The organism is Mycobacterium sp. TH-M11 (assembly GCF_057473725.1).
The window spans coordinates 1-6,019 of record NZ_JBYCLD010000272.1 but is presented as its reverse complement, the minus strand read 5'-3'; the positions used below and the strand labels follow the sequence as shown (position 1 = coordinate 6,019).

Genomic DNA, 6,019 nt, shown 5'->3' with positions numbered 1-6,019 from the left:
CCCTCAGAGGCCGATCCCAGGACGAATCTGGTCATCGCCCCCGCATATGCGTCCGCTGCACCAGCGTCAGTCGCTGCCAGCTGTGCACCGCGTACCGAAGCTTGTCGACGGGCAGACCCCACCGGGAGAATTCCGGTTCGCCCTGACCGCCGCCGCCATCAGAGGCCCCGGCTAGCACGGTGATCAGCGCGGCCAACTCATCGTCGGTCGGTTTGCCCTTGAGCACCTGGATGTGCGGCTGGTCGGCCACCGGCGTCGCGTTGTCGTCAGACACTGGGCTCAATTGTTCGCCTCACTCCCGTCGCTCCGCTCGTTCGCCTCACGGTGTTCTCGTCGCCGCTCACAGGGGAATGTTCCCATGCTTCTTCGGTGGCACCTGGGCGATCTTGCGCTCCAGCAGCCGCAGAGCGGTACCGATGTAGCCGCGGGTGTGCGACGGCGGAATGACCGCGTCGACATAACCCCGCTCGGCGGCGATGTAGGGGTTGACCAGCGTGTCCTCGTACTCCTGCTGCAGCTGTAAGCGGAGCGCATCGACGTCTTCGCCGTTTTTGGCGGCCTCCTTGAGCTGCTGGCGGTAGACGAACCCGACCGCACCGGAGGCGCCCATCACCGCGATCTGCGCGGTTGGCCAGGCGATATTGACGTCGCACCCCATGTCCTTGGACCCCATCACGCAGTACGCGCCGCCGTAGGCCTTGCGGGTGATGACGGTGATCTTGGGAACGGTGGCCTCGCCGTAGGCGTACAGCAGCTTGGCGCCGCGCCGGATGATGCCGTTGTACTCCTGGCCGGTGCCCGGCAGGAAGCCCGGCACGTCGACGAGCATCACGATCGGGATGTTGAAGCAGTCGCAGGTCCGCACGAAGCGGGCGGCCTTCTCCGAGGCGTTGATGTCCAGGCAGCCGGCGAACTGGGTGGGCTGATTGGCCACGATCCCGACCGGCCGGCCCTCGATGCGGCCGAAGCCGACCACGATGTTCTGCGCGTAACCGGCCTGCACCTCGAGAAACTCGTCATCGTCGAGGATGCGGGTGATCACCTCGTGCATGTCGTAGGGCTGGTTGGCCGAATCGGGGATCAGCGTGTCCAGCTCGAGATCTTCCTCGTTGAGGTGATCTTCAATGGCGCCCTCGGGGACCGGCACCGGGTAGTGCGGCGGGTCGGTGAAGTTGTTGGGCGGCAGGTAGCTGAGCAGGTCGCGGACGTAGTCGAAGGCGTCCTGCTCGCCGGAGGCGACGTAGTGCGCGGTGCCGGAGCGGGCCATGTGGGTGTGGGCGCCGCCCAGTTCCTCCATCGTGACGTCTTCGCCGGTGACGGTCTTGATCACGTCCGGTCCGGTGATGAACATCTGGCTGGTCTGGTCGACCATCACGATGAAGTCGGTCAGCGCGGGGGAGTAGACGTGACCGCCGGCCGCGGCGCCCATGATCAGCGAGATCTGCGGGATGACGCCGGAGGCCAAGATGTTGTTGCGAAAAATCCGGCTGTAGAGGCCGAGCGAGACGACACCTTCCTGAATCCGCGCGCCGGCGCCGTCGTTGATGCCGATCAGCGGCCGACCGGTCTTGATGGCCAGTTCCTGGACCTTGACGATCTTCTCGCCGTAGACCTCGCCGAGGCTGCCGCCGAACACCGTGGCGTCCTGGCTGAAGATGCAGACATCGCGGCCGTCGATGGTGCCGTAGCCGGTGACGACACCGTCACCGAGCGGACGGTTCTTGTCCAGCCCGAAGTTGGTGCTGCGGTGGCGGGCCAGCGCGTCGAGTTCGACGAACGATCCCTCGTCGAGCAGGGCGTAAATACGTTCGCGCGCAGTCAGTTTGCCCTTCTCGTGCACCCTTTCCACGGCGGCTTCGCCGACCGGGTGCAGCGCCTCCTCGCTGCGCTTGCGCAGTTCGGCGAGCTTGCCCGCGGTGGTGTGGATGTCGATGGCGTGCTCAGCTTGCGTCTCGACGTGAGTCTGCGAAGTGCTCGTCATGGTGAAGATCTTAGCGGTCCCTTAAATTGTGTCCCGCACCCCGCACGACGCGTCTGCGGCATGCCGAGCGTGCGTCTGGGATGGGGTCTTTGCGAAAGTCCCGCCGTAGGCGCACAGTGGAAGCCCTGAGTTCACACTCGATGGCAGGGAGGGCGGCATCGTGCCAGCCGAAGCCTCACTGGCGCCGCTGGATGCGACGGCCTTGCGTGACGGACTGGTCGGACCGGGCTTGCCGTGGCGCGAACTCGAGGTGGTCGACGACACCGGTTCCACCAACGCCGATCTGCTCGCGCGAGCCCAGGGCGGTGCCGAGATCGACGGGTCGGTGCTGCTGGCGGAATACCAGAGCGCCGGTCGGGGGCGCCACGGCCGGCAATGGTCGGCGCCGCCGCGTACCCAAGTGGCGCTGTCGGCGGGGGTGGCCGGCGGGTCGGTGCCCCGCGGGGGCTGGGGTTGGCTGCCGTTGGCCACCGGCATCGCCGTCGTCGACGCGTTGGCGACCATCGGTGTAGTGGCCGGCCTGAAGTGGCCGAATGACGTGCTGGTGGACGGCGGCAAGCTGGCCGGCATCCTGGCCGAGGTGGCCGCGCCGGCGCCGACGATCGTAGTCGGGGTCGGGCTCAACGTGGCGCTGACCGCGGAGCAAGCGCCGGATCCGCGCGCCACCTCGCTGCTGATGCTGGGTGCGTCGACGACCGATCGAACTGTTCTGGCGCGCAGGATTCTTCGTGAATTGGCGCGCCGCGTTGACGCTTGGCGCACTGCCGGTGGCGCCGATGCGGCGCTGATTGCCGACTACCAGCACCACAGCCTGACGCTGAATTCCCGGGTACGGGCCAGCATGCCCGGCGGCCGAGAGGTGGTCGGGATGGCGCGGTATGTCGACGAGACCGGACGCCTGTGCGTCGACACCGGCGCAGAGACGGTGGCGATATCTGCCGGCGACATCACGCACCTGCGGCCCGGCGGTTAAGGTTTGCGAGCGCGCGAACGTGCGCAGAATGCCGCCTCCAACGGCGTGTTTGTGTGCAGACACGCACGCGCGTGCCGACGGTAGCGTTTAAAGTGCCAGCGTGAGCTACCCCGACAACGTGCTGGCAGGCGACGAGCAGGTGGTGCTGCACCGCCATCCGCATTGGAAGCGGCTGCTGTGGCCGGTCGTTGTTCTGGTTCTGGCCAGCGCGGCGGCGTCGTTCGGTTGCGCGGTGACCAGCGGTACGGCCTGGGACCACAACACCAAACAGGTGATCTTCTGGGTAATCGGCGCCAGTTGGCTGGCGTTGATCGGCTGGCTGACCCTGTGGCCGTTCTTGGGTTGGCTCACAACACATTTCGTCATCACCGACCGTCGGGTGATGTACCGGCACGGGGTGCTGAGCCGCAGCGGCATCGACATTCCATTGGCCCGGATCAACAGCGTGGAGTTTCGCCACCGGTTGATCGATCGGATACTGCGCACCGGAACGCTGGTCGTCGAGTCGGCATCACAGGATCCACTGGAATTTCACGACATTCCGCGCGTGGAGCAGGTCCACGCGCTGCTGTATCACGAAGTTTTCGACACCCTGGGCTCCGACGAATCGCCGAGCTGAGTCATCCGGCTGCGGCGCGTGCGCCACGCCCGCATCAGCGTGACGTTGCCGGTCTCCTCGACGTTTTCGAAAATCTCGGCGATACCGCCCGCGGTGAGCGACTCCAGCGCTGTGTCTCCGCTGCGGGCGGACTCGTCCGGAAACACCCAGCGGCGGAACGCCCAGAACCGGAAGGCCATCTGCAGCAGGTTGCCGATGATGTAGGCCGAGATGAAGTCGGCGATGTTCTCCGCGGTCAACGACACCGCGGGAACGCGGAAGTCCAGGACGTAGCTCGAGACCCACAGCGGCGCCATGCTCAGCAGCACTCCGACGCCGCTGAATGCGAAGAACAGCAGGGCCTCGTGGTGACGCTCGCGGCCGCCGCGGTCCCGGAAGCTCCATTCACGGTTCAAGATGTAGGACGCGATGACCGCGACGATGCCGGCGATGACCTTCGCGGTCACCGGCTTGGGCTCCAGGATGGTCAGCTTGAGCGTGTAAAAAATCGCCGAGTCGATGACGAACGTCGTCGCGCCGACGATCGCGAACTTGATCAGCTCGTGATGGCGCTCGGCGTAAGGGCGGACCGGCCCCGGCAATCGGGCGATCGTGGCATCGGCGAAGGACACAATGTCGCAGTGTACGTATTACTTGTTAAGGGAGCTCTGTGACTGCGTCACACGATCCGGCCGGTGGCCATGACACCATGATTGCCGTGCCGAATACCCCTAACGCTGCGCCCAAGGTAGCCATGGTCGGCGGCGGCCAGCTCGCCCGGATGACCCATCAGGCGGCGATAGCGCTGGGTCAGAGCCTGCGGGTGCTGGCCGAATCCGACGATGATCCGGCCGCCCAGGTCAGTCCCGACGTGATTATCGGCTCGCACACCGACCTCGACGCTCTGCGGCGCGTCGCCGAGGGCGCGACCGCGCTCACCTTCGACCACGAGCATGTGCCTTCTGAGCTGCTGGAAAAGCTGGTCGCCGAGGGCGTGAACGTGGTGCCGCCGCCGCAGGCATTGGTCCACGCGCAGGACAAGATCGTCATGCGCCGGCGCCTGCAGGCCTTCGGTGCGCCGATGCCGCGATTCGCGGTGGCCGACACCATCGATGACGTGAATGCCTTCGCGCGGCTGGTCGACGGCCCCCTAGTGGTCAAGGCGGGCCGCGGCGGTTACGACGGGCGGGGGGTTCGGATGGCTGTCGATGTGACCGCGGCCCGCGAGATCGCCGGCCGATACTGGGATTCCGGAGTGCCGGTGCTGCTCGAGGAGCGGGTCGCGATGCGTCGGGAGCTGTCGGCTCTGGTTGCGCGTTCGCCGTTCGGGCAGGGCGCGGCCTGGCCGGTGGTCCAGACGGTCCAGCGCGACGGGATTTGCGTGACGGTGATCGCGCCGGCCCCCGACCTGTCCGAGGACGTCGGCGCCGCGGCTCAGCAGCTGGCGCTCGGGCTGGCGGCCGAACTTGGGGTGGTCGGCGTGCTGGCTGTCGAGCTGTTCGAAACCGTCGAGGGGAAGCTGCTGGTCAACGAGCTGGCGATGCGCCCACACAATTCCGGGCACTGGACCATGGATGGCTCGCGGACCAGCCAGTTCGAGCAGCATTTGCGCGCGGTGCTGGACTACCCCCTCGGCGATACGGCCGTGATTGCGCCGCTGACCGTGATGGCCAATGTGCTGGGCGCCGCGGAGCGGATGCCGCACATGTCCATGGATGAGCGGCTGCACCACCTGTTCGCGCGGATGCCCGACGCCCGGGTGCACCTCTACGGCAAGGAAGAACGACCGGGCCGCAAGATCGGCCACATCAACTTCGTGGGCGGCGATGCTGCGGAGTTGGCGAACCTGCGTGAACGCGCCGAGCGCGCGGCACACTGGTTGTCAGCGGCGGAATGGACGGACGGATGGGACCCACATGCCGCGGCGACGATGCAGAGCGCGGAGCGCGATGAGGAGGAGCGGCGCCAATGACCAGTGAGTCTGCGCGCGTCGGCGTGATCATGGGCAGCGACAGCGACTGGTCGGTGATGTCCGCCGCCGCCGATGCGCTGGCCGAGTTCGACGTGGCTCACGAGATCGGGGTGTATTCGGCGCATCGCACCCCGCAGCGGATGCTCGACTACGCCCAGCAGGCTGCCGGCCGGGGCATCGAGGTGATCATCGCCGGCGCCGGCGGCGCGGCCCACCTGCCCGGCATGGTGGCTTCGGCCACGCCGCTGCCGGTAATCGGTGTCCCGGTACCGCTGGCCAAGCTGGACGGGCTGGATTCGCTGCTGTCGATTGTGCAGATGCCGGCCGGGGTTCCGGTGGCGACGGTGTCGATCGGCGGCGCCCGCAATGCCGGCCTGCTCGCGGTCCGTATCCTGGGGGCGTCGGACGCGGCTCTGCGCAGCCGGATGGCGGCTTTCCAGCAGGAGTTGGCCGAGTCGGTGCTGGCCAAGGATTCGGCACTCAAACAGCGTCAAG

The 6,019-nt window shown here is 67.0% G+C and carries 7 protein-coding genes; 4 read left to right on the top strand and 3 right to left on the bottom strand.

Going from position 1 to position 6,019, the window contains the following annotated elements:
* Positions 1–31: 31 nt before the first annotated feature.
* Complete coding sequence (locus AC2VOG_RS11140) at positions 32–274, bottom strand: acyl-CoA carboxylase subunit epsilon (RefSeq protein WP_486939953.1); 243 nt, start codon at positions 272–274, stop codon at positions 32–34.
* A 66-nt stretch (positions 275–340) separates the two neighbouring features.
* Positions 341–1,981 carry an acyl-CoA carboxylase subunit beta gene (locus AC2VOG_RS11135; protein ID WP_486939952.1) on the bottom strand — a complete coding sequence of 547 codons (1,641 nt, stop codon included), beginning with the start codon at positions 1,979–1,981 and terminating at the stop codon, positions 341–343.
* 160 nt (positions 1,982–2,141) lie between these two features.
* On the opposite strand from AC2VOG_RS11135, the gene AC2VOG_RS11130 reads away from it, so the two are divergent.
* Both AC2VOG_RS11130 and AC2VOG_RS11125 read left to right on the top strand, forming a co-directional pair.
* On the top strand, positions 2,142–2,954 hold the full coding sequence (locus tag AC2VOG_RS11130) for a biotin--[acetyl-CoA-carboxylase] ligase (protein ID WP_486939951.1): 813 nt from the start codon (positions 2,142–2,144) through the stop codon (positions 2,952–2,954).
* A gap of 100 nt (positions 2,955–3,054) precedes the next feature.
* Entirely contained in the window at positions 3,055–3,573 is a 519-nt protein-coding gene (locus tag AC2VOG_RS11125) for a PH domain-containing protein (RefSeq protein WP_486939950.1), read from the top strand.
* Here the strand turns inward: AC2VOG_RS11125 and AC2VOG_RS11120 are convergent.
* A complete protein-coding gene (locus AC2VOG_RS11120) occupies positions 3,528–4,184 on the bottom strand; it encodes a GtrA family protein (protein ID WP_486939949.1) in 657 nt (218 codons plus the stop codon). The genes AC2VOG_RS11125 and AC2VOG_RS11120 overlap by 46 nt on opposite strands.
* A 77-nt stretch (positions 4,185–4,261) precedes the next feature.
* On the opposite strand from AC2VOG_RS11120, the gene AC2VOG_RS11115 reads away from it, so the two are divergent.
* Together AC2VOG_RS11115 and purE are read left to right on the top strand one after the other, a co-directional pair.
* Positions 4,262–5,524 carry a 5-(carboxyamino)imidazole ribonucleotide synthase gene (locus AC2VOG_RS11115; protein WP_486939954.1) on the top strand — a complete coding sequence of 421 codons (1,263 nt, stop codon included), beginning with the start codon at positions 4,262–4,264 and terminating at the stop codon, positions 5,522–5,524.
* Positions 5,521–6,019: 5-(carboxyamino)imidazole ribonucleotide mutase (gene purE / locus AC2VOG_RS11110; RefSeq protein ID WP_486939948.1), on the top strand; the 499-nt coding region annotated here is incomplete at its 3' end. The genes AC2VOG_RS11115 and purE, both read left to right, overlap by 4 nt.